Source organism: Cobetia sp. PDI-23MA, assembly GCF_059507735.1.
Window position 1 is genome coordinate 3346904 of the sequence record NZ_CM183352.1, and the last position, 19052, is coordinate 3365955.

Annotated in this window: 15 protein-coding genes; 5 read left to right on the plus strand and 10 right to left on the minus strand. The window is 63.9% G+C overall.

Annotation, left to right across the window (positions count from 1 at the left end; genetic code table 11):
• Window positions 1-95 precede the first annotated feature (95 nt).
• Window positions 96-1148 carry a LysM peptidoglycan-binding domain-containing protein gene (locus AC5WNJ_RS14255; protein ID WP_166020149.1) on the minus strand — a complete coding sequence of 351 codons (1053 nt, stop codon included), beginning with the start codon at window positions 1146-1148 and terminating at the stop codon, window positions 96-98.
• Window positions 1149-1403: 255 nt separating this feature from the next.
• Between AC5WNJ_RS14255 and def the strand changes: the two genes are divergently transcribed.
• From def to AC5WNJ_RS14280, 5 genes are all read left to right on the plus strand, one after another.
• Window positions 1404-1913, plus strand: a complete 510-nt coding sequence (def, locus tag AC5WNJ_RS14260) for a peptide deformylase (protein ID WP_043333797.1) — start codon at window positions 1404-1406, stop codon at window positions 1911-1913.
• Between the two features lie 185 nt (window positions 1914-2098).
• Window positions 2099-3103: a methionyl-tRNA formyltransferase gene (fmt, locus tag AC5WNJ_RS14265; protein ID WP_495930019.1), complete on the plus strand. Its 1005-nt coding sequence runs from the start codon at window positions 2099-2101 to the stop codon at window positions 3101-3103.
• Window positions 3100-4551 (plus strand): 16S rRNA (cytosine(967)-C(5))-methyltransferase RsmB, encoded by a 1452-nt coding sequence (gene rsmB / locus AC5WNJ_RS14270; RefSeq protein ID WP_495930020.1) that lies wholly within the window; start codon window positions 3100-3102, stop codon window positions 4549-4551. The genes fmt and rsmB overlap by 4 nt, the downstream gene beginning before the upstream one ends.
• Window positions 4552-4711: 160 nt before the next feature.
• Window positions 4712-6085, plus strand: a complete 1374-nt coding sequence (gene trkA / locus AC5WNJ_RS14275; RefSeq protein ID WP_043333795.1) for a Trk system potassium transporter TrkA — start codon at window positions 4712-4714, stop codon at window positions 6083-6085.
• Window positions 6086-6173: 88 nt separating this feature from the next.
• Window positions 6174-7622, plus strand: coding sequence for a TrkH family potassium uptake protein (locus AC5WNJ_RS14280; RefSeq protein WP_253064563.1), 1449 nt, complete (start codon window positions 6174-6176; stop codon window positions 7620-7622).
• A 102-nt stretch (window positions 7623-7724) separates the two neighbouring features.
• Here AC5WNJ_RS14280 and AC5WNJ_RS14285 read toward each other — a convergent pair whose 3' ends face one another.
• The 9 genes from AC5WNJ_RS14285 to AC5WNJ_RS14325 form a co-directional block, all read right to left on the minus strand.
• Window positions 7725-8639 carry a tRNA-uridine aminocarboxypropyltransferase gene (locus tag AC5WNJ_RS14285; protein ID WP_495930021.1) on the minus strand — a complete coding sequence of 305 codons (915 nt, stop codon included), beginning with the start codon at window positions 8637-8639 and terminating at the stop codon, window positions 7725-7727.
• Between the two features lie 98 nt (window positions 8640-8737).
• Window positions 8738-9682: a bile acid:sodium symporter family protein gene (locus AC5WNJ_RS14290; RefSeq protein WP_495930022.1), complete on the minus strand. Its 945-nt coding sequence runs from the start codon at window positions 9680-9682 to the stop codon at window positions 8738-8740.
• A gap of 82 nt (window positions 9683-9764) precedes the next feature.
• On the minus strand, window positions 9765-10514 hold the full coding sequence (locus AC5WNJ_RS14295) for an SIR2 family NAD-dependent protein deacylase (protein ID WP_052384572.1): 750 nt from the start codon (window positions 10512-10514) through the stop codon (window positions 9765-9767).
• Window positions 10515-10568: 54 nt separating this feature from the next.
• Window positions 10569-12347 carry a bifunctional isocitrate dehydrogenase kinase/phosphatase gene (gene aceK / locus AC5WNJ_RS14300; protein WP_253064566.1) on the minus strand — a complete coding sequence of 593 codons (1779 nt, stop codon included), beginning with the start codon at window positions 12345-12347 and terminating at the stop codon, window positions 10569-10571.
• Between the two features lie 218 nt (window positions 12348-12565).
• A complete protein-coding gene (gene ttcA, locus AC5WNJ_RS14305) occupies window positions 12566-13531 on the minus strand; it encodes a tRNA 2-thiocytidine(32) synthetase TtcA (RefSeq protein WP_495930023.1) in 966 nt (321 codons plus the stop codon).
• Between the two features lie 261 nt (window positions 13532-13792).
• Complete coding sequence (locus AC5WNJ_RS14310; protein ID WP_043333792.1) at window positions 13793-14014, minus strand: hypothetical protein; 222 nt, start codon at window positions 14012-14014, stop codon at window positions 13793-13795.
• Window positions 14015-14444: 430 nt separating this feature from the next.
• Window positions 14445-15089, minus strand: a complete 645-nt coding sequence (locus AC5WNJ_RS14315) for a 3'-5' exonuclease (RefSeq protein WP_495930024.1) — start codon at window positions 15087-15089, stop codon at window positions 14445-14447.
• Between the two features lie 28 nt (window positions 15090-15117).
• On the minus strand, window positions 15118-17088 hold the full coding sequence (locus tag AC5WNJ_RS14320; RefSeq protein WP_495930025.1) for a DUF294 nucleotidyltransferase-like domain-containing protein: 1971 nt from the start codon (window positions 17086-17088) through the stop codon (window positions 15118-15120).
• Between the two features lie 152 nt (window positions 17089-17240).
• Window positions 17241-19043, minus strand: a complete 1803-nt coding sequence (locus AC5WNJ_RS14325; RefSeq protein ID WP_176677924.1) for a sodium:solute symporter family protein — start codon at window positions 19041-19043, stop codon at window positions 17241-17243.
• Window positions 19044-19052: the final 9 nt, after the last annotated feature.

Here is a 19052-nt window from a genome sequence, read left to right on the forward strand (position 1 = left end):
CCTCCCGGGCGGATTAATGACTTACCCTGGTTGTTCACTTCAGCACGATGAGTCGTTTCACCACGCCGATGCTTGCGGGTGACAGAGGCTTTCGATCAGCCGTGGGGCTCCAACAGCTTGTCACCGACGCTCAAGGGGCGTGCTGCCTGCATCACCAGCGCGTAGCTGACCTTGTCGTAGATGCGAAATACCATCACCAGACCACCTTCCTCACCGGGCAGGGTGATCGGCTCACCGGTCACGGGGTCGGTGATCGTCTCGCCACGGCGCTCGATACCGAAGACGTATCCCGGCTGGATGCCTTCACGGCTGCCGCGATTGAGCGCCACGATGTCATTGCGACCGATGTTGCGCAGTCCATCGGGGGCCGCGAGAATGACGCCGCCCACATCTTCTTCGGGCGGCTGCGGCTGGAAGCTGGTGGTGATCGCACCACCGTCCGCCGGCAGCAACAGATCACCATTGAGAATCTCGCGATTGGCCGACAGCACACGCAGCACACCGATATCGCCTTCGCGGCGCTCAAGCTTGATGTCGCCGATGCTGATCATCTCCAGCCCCAGAAACTCCTGAGTGTCCGGGTCCAGATAGCGCTGGCCCTTGCGGTAGACGCTGTAGGTGTCATTGGAGGACCAGTTGCCACGGGCATAGATGGTATCGCCGGCGCCGCTGATCAGGCGGGTGTCATCCCCGGCCACGATATAGGGCGCATCGGTGAGCAGCGCCGGGTCAATCACGCGATGCTCTTTCAGGAAGGCCGAGATCTTCTCCAGCGGAATCGGTGGCACCGCCTCGCGCTTGGGAATCTTGCGGATCTGGGGAGACAGCTTGACGACACCACCCTGGCCGCGCTCCAGGCGCAGACGTGGCTCACCATTCTCGTAGTAGAGCGAGATGCGATCGCCCGGATAGATCAGGTGCGGATTCTTTATCTGCGGATTGGCGCGCCAGACTTCCGGCCACAGCCAGGGCTCACGCAGAAAGCGTCCGGAGATGTCCCAGAGCGTATCGCCACGCACCACCACATAGGTGGAAGGTACGTCATCACGCACGGTTGCTGCCTGTGCCAGCGACATCCCTGCGCTTGCCCCCAGCGTCGCCATGCCGAGGAGTGCCGTGAAGACGGCATTGCCGACCAGTCGTTTCATGCCCATTCCTGCGTCCCTTGCGTTATTGCCACCCATCGCTCGGTGGTGATGGTCTTGTTCTGAACTCCGCACCGCGCAGACCCGCTCTGCCCCGCGCCTGGTGGCTGCTGCCCCCTGTCCATCGCCATGCCAGATCAATCCTGACTATTGCCGCGATAGTAGCAGCATTGACGGCATTCGGTTCCGTTCCTCGCTTGCGCACACTACAATATCAGGCAAATCCTTTCTGACAGCACAACGGTAATTACACCAGCCATGGCCAAACGCGAAATCCTTGAATTCCCTGATGAGCGTCTGCGCAACGTTGCCGCCCCGATCGACACGATCGACGCCGAGCTGCAGACCCTGATCGACGACATGATCGAGACCATGTATGACGCCCGCGGCATCGGCCTCGCCGCGTCACAGGTCGACGAGCATCGCCGTCTCATCGTCATCGACGTCAGCGAAGATCAGTCCCAGCCGCTGGTGCTGATCAACCCGGAATACACCCCGATCGGTGATGAACAGCAACCGATGCAGGAAGGCTGCCTGTCGATTCCTGAATATTATGCCGAAGTCCCGCGCTATCTGAAGGTACGACTCAAGGCTCAGGACCGCAACGGCGATGCCTACGAACTGGAAGCCGATGGCCTGCTGGCGCATTGCATCCAGCACGAGCACGACCACCTGCAAGGCAAGCTGTTCGTCGACTACCTCTCCCCGCTCAAGCGTGATCGGGTGATGAAGAAGATGCAGAAACGCCACAAGCTGCAAGAAGCCTGATCCCTCACGCTCGGCCACACGGCCGATATTGAGCGCATGGCGGCACCGCACGAAGGCCGAGGGGATGCCCTCGGCCTTCGTGCGGTTACGGGTCCATCAGCCGCGCCTGTCGCGCTGGCCGTCCTGCCGCAACCGTCAGCACCTTGAGCACGGCCGCCTCCGTGCTCCTACATGAGTCATAGCACATGTCGAAAGCCCTGCGCATCGCCTTTGCCGGCACCCCCGATTTCGCCGCCGAGTGTCTGTCCGCCCTGCTGGGCAGTCACCACGAGATCATCAGTGTCCACACCCAGCCTGATCGCCCCTCCGGTCGTGGTCGCAAGCTGACCCCGGGCCCCGTCAAGCAGCTGGCACTCCAGCATGATATCCCTGTCCATCAGCCGCTCAACTTCAAGGACGAGGCCGATCGCCAGATTCTGCGCGACCTCGAGGCCGACATCATGGTGGTGGTGGCCTACGGGCTGATCCTGCCGCAGGCGGTGCTCGATATCCCGCGTCTGGGCTGTCTGAACATCCACGCCTCGCTGTTGCCGCGCTGGCGGGGGGCCGCACCGATCCAGCGTGCCATCGAAGCCGGTGACAGCGAATCCGGCGTCACCATCATGCAGATGGATGCCGGCCTGGACACCGGTGACATGCTGCTGACCCGCCGCACCCCGATCACCGCCAGCACCACCGGTGGCGAGCTGCACGATGCGCTGGCGGCCCAGGGTGGCGAGGCCATCGTCACGGCCCTCGACGCCATCGCCACAGGCGACCTGCCCGCGACCCGCCAGCCGGAAGAGGGCGTGACCTACGCCGCCAAGCTCTCAAAGGCCGAGGCCGAACTCGACTTCACCCGCCCTGCCGCCGAGCTGGACGCGCGCATCCGCGCCTTCAATCCGTGGCCGGTGGCCTGGACCCGCCTTGAAGGCGAGCCGCTGCGCCTGTGGATGTCGCGCACCGGCGAGCAACGCCTCACCGACAGCGTGACGCCCGGCACCCTGCTGGCGCCCGGCAAGGATTGCCTGCGCATCGCCTGCGGTGACGGCCATGAGGTGCTGGAGATCACCCGGGCCCAGCTGCCCGGCGCCAAGCCGCTGTCCGTCAAGGACCTGCTCAACTCCCGTGCTGCGCGCTTCCCCGAGGGCCGCGTCCTTGGCGCGGACCACACCCCTGATACCGATTCCCAGACCGAGACTTCCGCATGAGCCAGTCAGACAACCCGTCCTCCAAGGGCAACGGCAAGAAGCGCAACTCCCTGCCGCCAGCCCGCAGCAAGGGCGGCGGTCAGAAGCACGGCGGTGCACGTCGCAAGCCTGACAATGCACCGGCCTCGCCGGGTGCCGCCGTCCGGGTCGCCGCTGCGCGCACCCTGGCGCCGGTACTGGCGGCAAAGACCTCTCTGAATCTGGACGGACTGCCCTCTGGCGTGGCCGGACGTGATCAGAGCCTCTACAAGGCGCTGTGCTTCGGCGTCTGCCGCCAGCTGCCGCGTCTGGATACCCTGGCGGGCAAGCTTTTGAAGTCATCCTTCAAGGCCCAGGACCAGGACATCCACGCCCTGCTGCTGCTCGGCCTCTATCAGCTGCTGTACATGCGCATCGCCCCGCACGCCGCCGTCGGTGAAACCGCTGGCGCCGCCCGCGGACTGGGCAAGGGCTGGGCCACCGGCGTGCTCAATGCCTGTCTGCGTCGCTTCCAGCGTGAGCAGGAAGCGCTGGAAGCCGAGGTCGACAAGGACCCCGCGGTGGCGCTTTCTCACCCGCAGTGGCTGCTGGAGACCTTCCAGCGCAACTGGCCGGACGACTGGCAGGCCATCGCCGAGGCCAACAATGCCCAGGCGCCGATGACCTTGCGCGTCAATATCTCCGCCATCAGCCGCGACGACTACCTCGCCCAGCTGGCGGAAGCCGAGATCGAAGGCGTGGCCTGCCCCTTCGCCGAGCACGGCATCACCCTGACCAGCGCCTGCGACGTCAGCGCCCTGCCGGGCTTCGAGGAAGGCCTGGTCAGCGTGCAGGATGAAGCGGCACAGCTGGCCGGTCAGCTGCTGGCGCCGGCCGTGACGGCCATCAACGCCGAGGGTGAAGGCGTGCGCCTGCTGGATGCCTGCACCGCGCCGGGCGGCAAGCTGGCGGACATGCTGGAACGCTTCCCGGGCCTGGACGCCACCGCCATCGACATCGACGGCGAGCGCCTCGAGCGCGTGGAAGAGACGCTGGAGCGTCTGGAGCTGGGTGCCGGTGTCGTGTGTGCCGATGCCAGTGAACGCGACTGGTGGGACGGCGAAGCCTTCGACGTCATCCTGCTCGACGCGCCCTGCTCCGGCAGTGGCGTCATCCGTCGTCACCCGGACATCAAGCTGCTGCGTCGCCCGAACGACATCGGCGATCTGGCACGCCTGCAGGGCAAGCTGCTGGCCAATCTGTGGGACATGCTCAAGCCCGGCGGCACCCTGATCTACGGCACCTGCTCCATCATCACCCAGGAAAATGCCCGCGTGATGGACCGCTTCCTGGCCGCGACACCGGACGCCAAGGCCGAGACCATCAAGGCCGACTGGGGCCGTGTCTCCGGTGCTGGCCGTCAGATGCTGCCGCAGGTCAATGGCCACGACGGCTTCTACCTGGCCCACATCACCAAGGCCAGCGCCTGATCACAGCCAGGCGAGCCGTGTCGGCGCGACGTCCGTGATGACATGAGACGCCACGCCTGACATTCCCGGACAGCCGCGCCCCGACTCTCGGGGCGCGGCTGTCTTCCGTCCTGGCACTGGTTTATCCTGTGCCGACTGAGCAACAGCGGACGAGCCGGACATGAAAATCATCATTCTGGGCGCAGGTCAGGTCGGCGGAACGCTCGCCGAACACCTGGCCCATGAAGAAAATGACATCACGGTGGTGGATACCGACAGCGAACGGCTGCGCGAGCTTCACAACCGACTCGACATCCGCACGGTCACGGGGCCGGCGAGCTATCCGCAGATCCTGCGGCAGGCGGGTGGCGAGGATGCCGACATGCTGATCGCGGTGACCAACTCTGACGAGGTCAACATGATCGCCTGTCAGATCGCCCATAGCCTGTTCCACACGCCGACCAAGATCGCGCGCGTACGCTCGACCGCCTATCTGACCCGCAAGGGCCTGTTCTCGCATGACGCCATCCCGGTCGACGTGCTGATCAGCCCCGAGCAGGTGGTGACAGACCACATCCGCCGCCTGATCGAGTACCCCGGCGCCCTGCAGGTGCTCGACTTCGCCAATGGCGTCGCCCAGCTGGTCGCGGTAAAGGCCTATTACGGCGGGCCGCTGGTCGGTCAGGAGCTCGGTTTCCTGCGGCGTCACATGCCCAACGTGGATACCCGCGTCGCCGCCATCTATCGTCGCAACCGTCCGATCATCCCGCGCGGTGACACCGTGATCGAAGCCGATGATGAGGTGTTCTTCATCGCGGCACGCAAGGACATCCGTACCGTGATGGGCGAGCTGCGACGCGTCGATCGCAACTTCCGCCGTGTAGTGATCGCCGGTGGCGGCCATATCGGTGAGCGTCTGGCCGAGACGCTGGAGCACAGCCATCAGGTCAAGATCATCGAGCACTCGCTGGCACGTTGCACCGACCTCTCCGAGCGCCTCGATCGCACCGTGGTCCTGCACGGCAGCGCCACCTCCAAGCGTCTGCTGCTGGAGGAGAACATCGAGGATTGCGACATCTTCTGCGCGCTGACCAACGACGACGAGGTCAACATCATGTCGTCGATGCTGGCCAAGCGACTCGGCGCCAAGAAGGTGCTGACGCTGATCAACAACGCGGCCTACGTGGACCTGGTGCAGGGCGGCGAGATCGACATCGCCATCTCGCCCCAGCAGGCGACCATCGGCGGCCTGCTGACCCACGTGCGCAAGGGTGACATCGTCAATGTCCACTCGCTGCGCCGTGGTGCGGCGGAGGCCATCGAGGCCATCGCCCACGGCGATGAGCGCTCCTCCAAGGTGGTAGGCCGACGCATCGAGGATATCAACCTGCCGGAGGGCACCACCATCGGTGCCGTGGTACGCGGCAAGGAAGTGCTGGTGGCGCATCATGACCTGGTGGTGGAGTCCAACGACCACGTCATCCTGTTCGTGGTCGACAAGCGTCGCATCCGCGAGGTGGAGCGCCTGTTCCAGGTCGGGTTAACCTTCTTCTGATGCCGGCCTCAATGACTACCGCCCCGCGCCCGCACCGACTGTCACTCGGTGGCCTCGCCACGCTGCGCCTCTTTCAGGGAGGCGCCGCATGAGTCTACGCGTGATCTCTCGCATCCTCGGTATCCTGCTGATGCTGTTCAGCCTGACGCTGGTGCCGCCGATGCTGATCTCGAGGGTCTTCGAGGACGACACCCTGAGCGCCTTCGCCGTGGCGATGGGCATCACCCTGCTGACCGGTTTCGCGCTCTTCTACCCCAATCGGCACGCCCGCAAGGAATTGCGCAACCGCGATGGTTTCCTGATCACGGTGCTGTTCTGGACCGTGCTGGGGGCCTTCGGCTCGCTGCCCTTCCTGCTCGCCGAAGACCCGAACCTGACCATCATCGATGCCATGTTCGAGTCGTTCTCGGGACTCACCACCACCGGCGCCACGGTGATGACGGGACTCGATCTGCTGCCTCACTCCATCCTCTACTATCGCCAGCAGCTGCAATGGCTGGGCGGCATGGGGATCGTGGTGCTGGCGGTGGCGATCCTGCCGACACTCGGCATCGGCGGCATGCAGCTCTACCGCACCGAGATCCCCGGCCCGCTGAAGGACTCCAAATTGACGCCGCGCATCACCGAGACGGCCAAGGCGCTGTGGTACATCTACGCCGCGCTGACACTGGTGTGCTTCGCCAGTTACTGGGCGGCCGGCATGAGCTGGTTCGATGCCCTGGGCCACAGCTTCTCGACCGTCGCGGTCGGCGGCTTCTCGACCCACGATGCCAGCATCGGCTACTTCGATTCCGCCAGCATCGAGATGATCTGCGTGTTCTTCATGGTGGTATCCTCGATCAGCTTCGGCCTGCACTTCGCCGCCTGGCGCGAGGGTCGCATCAGCCATTATCTGCGCGACCCGGAGACGCGCTTCTTCCTGATCCTGCTGCTGATCCTGGCCTGCGTCACCATCGCCGGCCTGCTGCTCACCGGCAGCTACGATGACAGCAAGGCGCTGCGCCACGGCCTGTTCGAGGCCGTCTCGGTCGCCACCACCACCGGCTTCGGCGTCGCCGATTTCACCGGCTGGCCGGGCGTCTTGCCGATGATGCTGTTCATCGCCGCCTTCATCGGCGCCTGTTCCGGGTCCGCCGGTGGCGGCATGAAGGTCATCCGCATCCTGCTGATCCTCAAGCAGGGCGTGCGCGAGATCCATCGTCTGATCCACCCCAATGCCATCCTGTCGGTCAAGGTCGGCAAGATGCGCATCTCCGAGGGGGTGGCTGAGGCGGTATGGGGCTTCTTCTCCGTGTACCTGATGCTGTTCGTGCTGATGATGCTGGGCATGCTGGCCACCGGGCTTGACCAGGTGACGGCGTGGTCTGCGGTCGGCTCGGCGCTCAACAACCTGGGGCCGGGACTGGGCGAGGTCGCGACCCACTACGGCGATATCCCGGGGGCCGCCAAGGGTATCCTGATCCTCGCCATGCTGCTGGGGCGTCTGGAGATCTTCACCATCCTGGTGCTGTTCACGCCGGCCTTCTGGCGGCGCTGACAGCCGTGCCGATAACCCCCAACGCGCCAGGAGCATCACCTTGAAAGCAAACGCCCCCGTCGGAGCACTCCGACGGGGGCGTTTTGTATTGTATTGCTTCGACTATGACTCGTCGGTAGTGGCGTCACGGCGCGCCAGCAGGCGTCGCATCGGCGCGGTCGGCTCCAGCACATAGTGGATACGACTGGCACGATAGCAGTCGTTGAAGGCATCGAAGTAATCATCCAGCACGCTGGCCGCCGCCTCCTCTCCGGCCTGACGCAACAGCTCCGCCGCCACCTCCGCCGTACACAGATGTGATTGGGACGCCGGTTTGCGCAGGTGATAGCGCGTCAGACGCGTGGTGTGCAATGGCAACACCGGCAAGCCGTCCAGATACGGACTCTTGCGGAAGATGCGCCGTGCCTGACGCCAGGTACCATCCAGCAGGATGAACACCGGAACGCGCGCCTCGCCGCCGCTGGCAGTATGCGTCGCCACATCGGCGCCGACGCCGGCGATGGCATTCACGTCGACCACGCGGTCGGCGTAATCGGACTGGTCATCCGGGAAGATGATGAAGGGCTGATAGCGCTCATCTTCCAGCAGCGCCAGCAGGCGCGGGTCCGGCTCGACGCGATACCAGCTGAAGACCTCGGTGCCCGCCAGCACATCCGAGATCAGACGCCCGGTATTGGTCGGCTTGTAATGTTCCAGCGGATGGGTGATCAGCCAGAACTTGATCCGCGATTCGGCGGTGACCTGATAGGGACACAGGCAATTGAGTCTGGGCAGGCGGCACGCCTCACAGCGAATCACCTGACTGCCACGTGCCTTGAACTCGCGGCGCGGATGCCGCCCGTGCCACGCCTCCGGCTCGCCACTGGGCAGCGTGGTGATGCCACTGCCTTCGCCTGGCGCGACGGTATCGGTTGCCACAGTGTCGCCATCGACACTGGAGGCGGCAGCAGAGGCAGAGTGAGGCGCACAGGCGGCGATATCGTCGCCATCAGCCGGCGGGGGGCGGGAATCACACATGATGAGCAGTCAGAACCAAGAAAAAGGGACGCGCATTCTAGCATGCGTGTCCCTCTCTCCTATTCCTCTATCACAGTTCAAGCTATCAACTCGCGGGATCAGACCTCGTAGCGGTGCTTGCTGCCGGTCACGAACTTGGGCGGACGACGCTTCCAGTAGCCTGCCAGCAGCGACCCCGAGACGTTGTGCCAGATGGAGAAGATCGCCCCCGGCAGCGCCGCCGTGGCGGAGAAGAACTGACTGGCCAGTGACGCCGCCAGACCAGAATTCTGCATGCCGACCTCGATGGCGATGGTGCGCGAAGTGCGTTCATCCAGTCCGAACAGACGCGACAGGCCATAGCCTGCGCTCAGGCCGATGGCATTGTGTGCCACGACCGCCAACGCGACCAGCGGGCCCAGCGTGGCGAGGCGCCCGACGTTGAGCGAGACCACGATGGCGATGATCAGCACGATGGCCAGCATGGCCAGACTCGCCAATGCCGACTCCCACTCGCGGATCAGATCTCGCGCGAAGTGGTGGACGACCACGCCGAGCACGATGGGTGCGACCACCAGCTTGGCGATGCTCAGCAGCATGCCGCTGACCGGCACGTCGATATCGGTGCCCAGCAGCCACCAGGTCAGCAGCGGCGTCATCACGATGGAGAGCAGCGTCGAAGCCATGGTCATCGAGACCGATAGCGCCACGTGTCCGCCGGCAAGCCAGGTCATCACGTTGGAGGAGGTTCCCCCTGCCGTGGCGCCGACCAGCACCATGCCCACCGTCAGCGCCGGGTCCAGCCCCAGCAGACGCGCAATCAGGAAGGCGGCCAGTGGCATCACGCTATATTGCAGCAGCAACCCGAGCGCGATCGGGCCGGGGCGACGTGCCACGCGTATGAAGTCGTCACGCGACAGGGTCAGGCCCATGGCGAACATGATCAGCGCCAGCAGAGGCTGAATGGTGTCCTTGAGCGCCACGAACGGCGTCGGAGCCACCACGGCGATGCCGGCAAAGACCAGCGCCCACAAGGGGAAGAAACGATTCAGCGTCTCGAACATGCTTTTCACTTTTCGGTCGCCCGGGGCATCGATTTCCCGGAAATTGCTGGCCCGCCTCCCATGGCAGGCCTGAAGGCGCGCATCATAACGTATCAGGCAGCCCCAGGTGGCCCTGATACAACCAATGGCGCACAAGCCTCGGTACCGCCTGACCGGCACTTTCGGCCAGCGGCAACACGCCGGGCTCGGCCAGTTCATCGGCATTCGGGTCGACCAGCACGATGGGGGCGTCCAGCGGTGCTGCTGCATAGAGGTTGGAGGCCGGCATGACCTTGAGCGAGGTACCGACGATCAACAGCAGGTCCGCCTCGGCGGCGATCTCCTCGGCGACCGCATAGAGCGGCACCGCCTCACCGAACCACACCACGTCCGGGCGCAGCTGACTGCCCTTGTCACACAGATCCCCGAGGCGAATGCCGCCACGCGGCAAGGGATAGCGCAGGCCGTGGTCGACGCTGGAGCGCGCCTTGAGAATCTCGCCATGCAGATGCACGACCTCGCGCGAGCCTGCACGCTCATGGAGATCATCGATGTTCTGGGTGATGACCGAAACGCGAAAGCCGTGCTGCTCAAGCTCCGCCAGCGCCTTGTGGGCCGCGTTGGGTCTGGCGCGACGCACCTGGGTGCGGCGGTCATCGTAGAAGCGCAGCACCTGCTGAGGGTCACGTCGGAAGGCCTGCGGCGTCGCGATGTCTTCCAGACGATGCTCTTCCCACAGGCCATCCTCGGCGCGGAAGGTGCGCAGGCCGCTCTCGGCACTGATGCCGGCGCCACTCAACACGACCAGATGGCGTCCATGGCGTGCACCGGGGTCCTTGAAGCCTTCACTCATCTAGCACTCTCTCTGGCATTGGACAGGTTCGAACAGCGGGCATGGCGATCACACTCAGTCATCGATGAAGTCCTGACTGCGATCGACACCGAAGCGACGCTTGTTGCGATAGGGATAGACATCGATCACGCGCCCTTGCGCGATGGCGTCCTGCAGGCCACGCCACCAGCTGGCCTGGAAGATCTCGGGATGCAGCTCGTAGAACAGCTTGCGCAGCTGGAGGTCGGCAAACAGGAAGGGGCCGAACTCCTCGGGGAAGATGTCGTTGGGCCCCACCGAATACCAGGGCTCGCTGGCCAGTTCCTGCTCAGGGTAACGTGCCTCGGGAATCTCACGGAAGTTGCACTCGGTCAGGTAGCTGATCTCGTCGTAGTCATAGAAGACCACCCGCCCGTGGCGCGTGACGCCGAAGTTCTTGAGCAACATGTCGCCGGGGAAGATATCAGCGGCAGCCAGCTGCTTGATCGCGTTGCCATAATCATTGAGCACCGCGCGGGTTTCCTCGGCGTCACACTCCTCGAGATACAGGTTGAGCGGCGTCATCATGCGCTCGGTATAGCAGTGACGGATCAGCACCTTGTTGCCGCGCAGGCTGATCGAGGAACTGCACACCTCCAGCAGCTCTTCGAGACAGGCCGGGTCGAAGTGGTCCTTGCCGACGGTGAAGTTCGAGAATTCCTGCGTGTCTGCCAGTCGCCCGACGCGATCATGGCGTTTGACCAGACGGTATTTCTCGCGCACCTGATCACGACTCATGTCCTTGCCGGGGGCGAAGCGGTCCTTGATCAGCTTGAACACCAGCCGGTAACTGGGCAGCACGAAGACCGCCATCACCATGCCGCGCACGCCGGGCGCGATGATGAACCGATCGGAGCGACTCGCCACATGCTGGTTGAGGCCGCGGAACAGCTCGGTCTTGCCATGCTTGTAGAAGCCGATGGCGGCGTACAGCTCGCCGATGGGCTTCTCGGGCATCAGGGTCTGCAGGAACCCGACCACCTCGCTGGGCACTTCGATCTCGACCTGGAAGTAGGCCCGCGTGAAGGAGAAGATGATCGAGACCTCCTCCGGCTCGATGATCACGGTATCCAGATAGACGCCATCGCGCTCGGTATGCAGCACCGGCAACACCAGCGGCAGGGTCTGGCCGCCACCCTCGATGCGCCCGACCAGATAGGCCCCCTTGTTGCGATAGAAGACGCTGCGCAGCATCTCGAAGGCAGCGTCCGGCGCATCGCGCACCGCCTCAGGCAGCGTCGCGAGCAACATCTCGGCACCCAGCGTCACATCGCGCCCCTGATGCTCGAAGGCGATCCCCAGCGGCGCCTCGTTGAGCACGGAGTCGAGTGCCCCGGCCCAGTCACCCTCGACCGGCACACGATGACTGATGCTCAAGCCGGAATGGCGTGCCGGCCTCTGGCGGGATGGCGAGACGAACATCCAGTCATCGCGGATGTGGCGATGGGAAAACACGCTGCAGAAGATGGAGTTGTAGAAGGTCTCGGCCAGCTTGTAGTCGAGGCGTTGATCGATCAGCGCCATATACTGCCGCTTGGCCTCGCCCCACAGGGTGCACTCGCACAGGCGGTCTGGCTCGAAGGCGCGCTCCAGCCGCTCCATGGTGGCGGCGACCTTCTCATCGTAGAGGTTGATGCGCGCGGCGGAGGCCTGCTGGGCTTCCCGCCAGTCGGCCTCGATGAAGCGTCGCCGCGCGTCACTGGAGATCTGCTTGAAGCGTGATCGATATTCATCGAAGCCATGCAACACGGTCGCCGCCAGTCGCTGGCCCTGCTGGCCATTGCCGCGCTCGTCACTGTCCACATCATTGCCCATCGCCGCCTCCCAGCCCTTCAGTCACCTGACATGACCAAAGCATGCGGACTGTCGCGCCAGCAAGCGAGACGACAATGGTCGCGGGCCTTCAACCCTGACTCACGCCAGGTGCGCCAGCCCTCAACGCCGGGCGGGAGAGTGACCGCCTGAAATACAGAACGCCACCCCGCAAGCGAGGTGGCGTTCATGATGTCTGACGATGGCCAGTCGAGTGTGGCTTACAGCTCATTCCCCAGCGAGGCCGCCGAGTCGGCCAGCGGCTTGACGCGGCGCTCGGCCTCGAACAGATCATCGGCCATGCCGGCCTGCTCGGAACTCATGTCCAGCGCATCGATACGCGATGCCTGGAAGCGGTCACGCTGCTCATCGAGGCCGGCGAAATCGAACAGGTCGCGGTCTGCCAGATGTGATGGCGCCACCGAGGTGACGGCATGGAACATGGTTTCCAGACGCCCCGGATGCTTCTTCTCCCAGTCCTGCAGCATCTCCTTGACCACCTGACGCTGCAGATTCTCCTGCGAGCCGCACAGGTTGCAGGGGATGATAGGAAACTCGCGGGCGTTGGAATAGGCCTCGATATCGGACTCACGGCAGTAGGCCAGCGGGCGAATCACGATATGACGCTGGTCATCGGAGAGCAGCTTGGGCGGCATCGTCTTGAGCTTGCCACCGAAGAACATGTTCAGGAACAGCGTCTCGAGGATGTCATCGCGGTGGTGGCCGAGGGCGATCTTGGTCGCGCCGATCTCGGCGGCGAAGCCATACAGCGAGCCGCGACGCAGACGCGAGCACAGCCCGCAGGTCGTCTTGCCCTCCGGCACCTTCTCCTTGACGATGGAATAGGTGTCGCGCTCAAGGATGTGATACTCGACGCCCACCGACTCGAGCCATGCCGGCAGCACATGCTCCGGGAAGCCGGGCTGTTTCTGATCGAGATTCACTGCCACCAGCGTGAACTGCACCGGCGCATTGCGCTGCAGGTTCATCAGGATATCCAGCATGGTGTAGGAATCCTTGCCCCCGGACAGACACACCATCACCTTGTCGCCATCACGGATCATGCCGTAATCGGTGATGGCGGTACCGACATTGCGCCGCAGGCGCTTCTGCAACTTGTTCAATTCGCGCTTGGCAGTGGCCGCATCAGTGGGGCTGGACGAAAGCTCGCTATCGGGTGTGAACATGGGGCATCAGGCTGACAGTTTGGAAGGGCGCACAGTCTAGCATTGGCCAGTAGACGGTCACAGAGGCAGCGTGCTTCAGGCGGGGGGGCCTGCCACCTGTCGGGGAAGGTGGCGTGGCGCCGACGCAAGATACGCCAACGCCCGCAATCAGCGGGCGTTGGCGTGTGGCATGCACCGTGGGGAACAGCGGCGCTTGCAGGAAGGCCGCGCAAGCTAGAACAGGCGCAAGCTAGAACAGGCGCAGGCTAGAGCGGGCGCAGGCTAGAACAGGCGTAGCACTTCCAGATAGCGGATCACCACCCCGCCCAGCATCACGAGGATACCGAAGCGTTGCAGTCTGAATTCAAGCGCAGTGAGCGCAAGCTTGCGTGACCAGAACATCAGCACACCGCGCATGTCCTGTGTCCGGCGAATATAGAGGCCGTAGGCAAACAGCACGATGGCCAGGCCAAGAATCAACAGCGTGTTGGTCGCGATCAGCATGTCGCACCTCGTGGGCAAGTACCCCTGAGTCACAAGGAAGGCAATCGTGGGCGGATGCCTTATCTGAAGCCGGGCCCCGAGCAGATGCCCGGGGCCCGACAGTCATCACCTGGCGCAGTGATGACGATCCTGAAGAGAATGATGCCGTCCTCAGGCCTGACAGAGGCTGGCTGACAGCAGGTCCTTGTCACACATGGCCTTTGCTCGCTGTCGCCGCTTCATTATGGTTATCAAAGCTGCTCGGTCTTGCATCCTGCATGGCTTGGCCGTCCTGCTGGCCGGTAGTGCACTGGCGTGCAATTCGTGTCGACATATCGCCGCAGCGGGCGTGTCGTATGGCTGCCAGTGTGGACAAAGGCAGTGCGCCGGGCCATTGGACATTCCGGCAACAGACCTTGGCATAATAGCCTTGAGGATGATGTCGACTGACTCAGGCCTGGCTGACCAGCGAGGGCGACAGCGGTGCCTGCATCAGGCGCTGCGCCATCAGCGCACTGGTCACGGCGTCCCCCAGCGCAGTGTGACGACCGATCACCGGCACGCCCAGGGCATCAGCCATCGCCTCGAAGCGCAGGTCCGGGGCGGCATCCGGCTGCTCATGCTTGCAGCGCCTAGCGTAATCACGCGCCAGATCATGACGCTGGTTGGGCAGATCAAAGCCGAAGCGTGGCCGCAGGTGACGGTTGATCACCGCGACATCGAAGTCGATGCACCAGCCCACCAGCGGGCGATTGCCGATGAACTCCAGCAGCTGTCGCAGCGCATCTCCCAGCGCTTCTCCACCATGCAGATCGATACCGCGCAGACGATGGATACGGATCGAGTCGCCCTGCAGCCCTTGCGGGCATTGCAGGTAGAGCGACAGTGCGCTGGAGGTATGAATATGGCGCGCATCGAAACGCACCGCTGCCAGCGAGACCAGCTCGGCGTGACCGACATCGAGACTGGTGGTCTCGCAGTCCAGCGCCACACGCTCCCCGCCCCGCTCGGCGGCATGCCAGGGACGAAAGAGCTCGGCGAACTCGCCCTGGGCATGACGACGACGATCACTGGCGCGTCTCAGTTGTTCGAACATGCCACCTCCCCTCGGCCTTGAGGCCGGTTCAGTATTCCAGGTGATAACGATGTGACAGGCGCTGCTTGAAGTCCTTGACCCGACTCAGGGCATCGCGCAATAGATCACGCTCCAACGAGGACAGCGACTGGGTGATGATCAGGTTGCGACTCCCTGCCTCCCGCGCCGCCGAGGTCTTGTCCTGGCCATCTTTGCGCGAGTCGCCAGCCCCGCCGGCGGCAGCGCCATGTTCGTCCTCTTCCAGATGGCGCAGCTGCTGGCGCAGACGCAACTCGGCAAACAGCGACAACGCCTCGGCAAGATCGGCGCTGTCGCTGGCCTCGATACGCCCATCGCTGACCAGCGCCTCAAGCCGCGCGAAGGTGCCGGTGGCCATCACTCCACGTTCCAGCGCCATGGTGCGAACGCCATGCACGATGGGGAAGATGCCGCCCTTCTTGATATCGATGCCGTGGCGCGGCGAGCGCAAGGAGCCGAACAGCGTCAGCGGGGTCGAGAAATGCAGCGCCGGGCGCGCGAAGTGCGACAGCAGCAGTTCATCACGCGTGGCGTGGCGCACCAGATGGCCGCGCAAGCTGTCGACCAGTGCTTCATTGCCGCCGCTGGCGCGCGCATCGAAGACGATGGCCAGATTCATCAGCGCCTCTCCATTGCGCCCGGCGCACCAGCGCGCGATCTTGCCGCGCCAACGCGACTCGGTGGCGACCCACTCCGGATTGGAGACCATGATATTTCCAGGGCATGGTGGATAGCCGAGACCCGCCAGGGCGTCACTGAAGTGCTGCAGGATGTCCTCGTTATCGGGCCACTGGTGGCCATCGGCTATGATCAGTCCATTGTCCTGATCGGTCTTGAGGATCTGCTCTCCGCGCCCTTCACTGCCCATCAGCATCAGGCAACTGGAGGCTCGGTGTTCCTCCGCCACCAGCATGGCGAAGGTGCGCTCGATCAGGCGCCCGTTGAGCGCACTCAACAGCCCCATCGCATGGCGTATGTGGACTCCCTGCATCGCCAGCGCCCTGACCATTTCCGGCAGACGCGCACTGGCCTGCTCAAGCGCCGCCATGTCAGAGGCGCGCTCGATCTCGAGACTCACCAGCTGACTGCGATTGGAGAAGAACCCCAGCACGTCGGTCAGCTCGATGACCCCGACGACCGCCGCGTCAGGCGTCAGGCGCTCCTTGACCACGACCCGCGCGACCCGGTGACGGGTCATCTGCACCAGCGCCTGGAACAGATACTCCTCCGCCGTGACCGCCACCAGCGCAAAGCTGCCCAGCGAGGCGAGCGGATGGTTGGGAGCCAAGCCCTGAATCACCAGCGCATTGAGCAGGTCTGTGCGTGTCACCACGCCCTGACGCCCTTCGACAGAGATGATCAGGCTGTCCGCCCCCGCCGTCTGCATGGCCTTGACCCCCTGCTCGATGCTGGCGCTGGCCGCCAGCTTGAGCGGCGGGCGCATGCAGTCCATCACCCGCGCCAGCATGAAGCCCGCCTGGTCGCGACTCGCGCCCTGACGGGTATCACGCTGCGCCGCCAGCAGCCGCGCCTTGTCACTCAGGCTGTGCTGGAAGTACTCACCGAAGGCAGGACACTCATGGCACAGCGAGAAGAACAGCTGAGCGGGTAGCTGGTAGCACAGCGTCTCCTGCTCGCAGACGAAACGGGTACGGCAATGGCCATTGAGCAGCGTCAGCGCCCCGAACAGGTCTCCCGCGGTGTAATGACCGATGCGCAGACTGCCCCAGGCATCCAGCCCCTCGCGCTGCGCCTTGTCGAGCGTGGCGGCGTCCGGCAGTGCCGAATCAGCGGCCAGTTCCGCCACCTCGCCCTTGTGAATGATGTAGACCGCCTCACCGACGGCCCCCGGCACCAGCGGCTGTGCCAGTGCCTCGAAATAGTGAAGATCCACCCCTTCGGCCAGTCGTTGCCGAAGTCGCTCATCCAGCAGACTGAACGGCGGCTCCTCGAACGCGATATCCACCAGTGACGCTTGCATGACAGCGACTCCCCTCTGCGCGTGCATCGCTGATCGATGCACGAGCCCTCAAACCACGAGGCCCCGCCTGCAATTGCAAGACGGGGCTTCGGGAAACGGGGGCCTGTTCGCGCCGATGCTGCGTGCTGCGCGAACAGGCCCTGCTGCCTGAATCAGTGATCCACTGCTGTCCCGGCCCCGCGCGGAACACGAATGTCCTCGACGATATGCTGGATGTGCTCGGGCGGCGGCGGGGTCATCTTGCAGACGATGACTGCGACGACGAAGTTGAGCACCATGCCCAGTGAGCCGATCCCCTCCGGCGACACACCCAGCAACCAGTTCTCGGCACTGTTGAGTTCCGGCGAGATGAACTTGAAGTAGACGATGTAACTGAAGGTGAACACCAGGCCGACCAACATGCCCGCGATAGCACCTTCCTTGTTCATGCGCTTGGAGAAGATCCCCAGCAGGATGACCGGGAAGAAGCTCGATGCCGCAAGCCCGAAGGCAAAGGCCACTACCTGCGCCACGAAGCCTGGCGGATTGATGCCGAAGTAACCGGCGATCACGATGGCCACTGCCGCCGCCAGACGTGCCGCGATCAGCTCCTGCTTCTCGCTGATATCAGGCTTGAAGGTCTTCTTGAGCAGGTCATGCGAGATGGCCGACGAGATGACCAGCAACAGACCGGCCGCCGTCGAGAGTGCTGCCGCCACCCCACCCGCCGCTACCAGTGCGATGACCCATGCTGGCAGGTTGCCGATCTCCGGGTTGGCCAGCACGATGATGTCGCGGTCGATGTAGACCTCGCTCTCGTTGTCGGTGGGCGTGTTGCTCACCAGACGCTGACCGTGCTCACCGCGTGCTGCCTGGCTGTCAGCGCTGCCTTCATAGCTCGGCTTGCCCGCGAAGGGATCACCGCCACGCATCTGGATGATGCCGTCGCCATTCTTGTCGACCCAGCCGATCAACCCTGTGTTCTCCCAGTTGTAGAACCAGCCCGGCAGCTCCTCATAGGCGGTGTCATTGACGGTCTCGACCAGGTTCACTCGCGCGAAGGCGCCCACGGCCGGCGCAGTGGTGTAGAGCAAGGCGATGAAGAACAGCGCCCAACCGGCGGAGATACGCGCATCCTTGACCGTCGGCACCGTGAAGAAGCGCACGATGACGTGGGGCAGGCCAGCGGTACCGCACATCAGCGCGGCGGTGATGAAGAAGACATCGATAGTGGATTTGGAACCCTCGGTGTACTCACGGAAGCCGAGATCGGTCACCACCTGATCAAGCTTGTGCAACAGATAGACACCAGTATCGTTGCCTTGTGCGTCCACCAGGGTGCCGCCGAAGCCGGTCTGCGGCAGCACATGGCCCGTCATCATGATCGACAGGAAGACGGCCGGTACCAGGAAAGCGAAGATCAACACGCAGTACTGCGCCACCTGGGTGTAGGTGATGCCCTTCATGCCCCCCAGAACGGCATAGAAGAAGACGATTGCCATGCCGATGACGACACCGACATTCACGTCCACCTCGAGGAAACGCGCGAAGACGATACCGGTACCGCGCATCTGGCCGGCGACATAGGTGAAGGAAATGAAGATGACGCAGATCACCGCCACGGTGCGTGCGACACTGGAGTAGTAACGGTCACCGACGAAGTCCGGCACCGTGAACTTGCCGAACTTGCGCAGATACGGCGCCAGCAGCATGGCCAGCAGGACGTAGCCACCGGTCCAGCCCATCAGGTAGACGGAGGCGTCATAGCCGACATAGGCGATGATGCCCGCCATCGAGATGAACGAGGCCGCCGACATCCAGTCAGCCGCGGTCGCGGCCCCGTTGGCGATGGGGTGAACGCCACCCCCGGCGACATAGAATTCCTTGGTGGAACCGGCTCGCGACCACACCGCGATCCCGATATAGAGCGCAAATGATGCGCCCACGAACAGATAGGTCAGCAGTTGAACATCCATTGGCAGTGT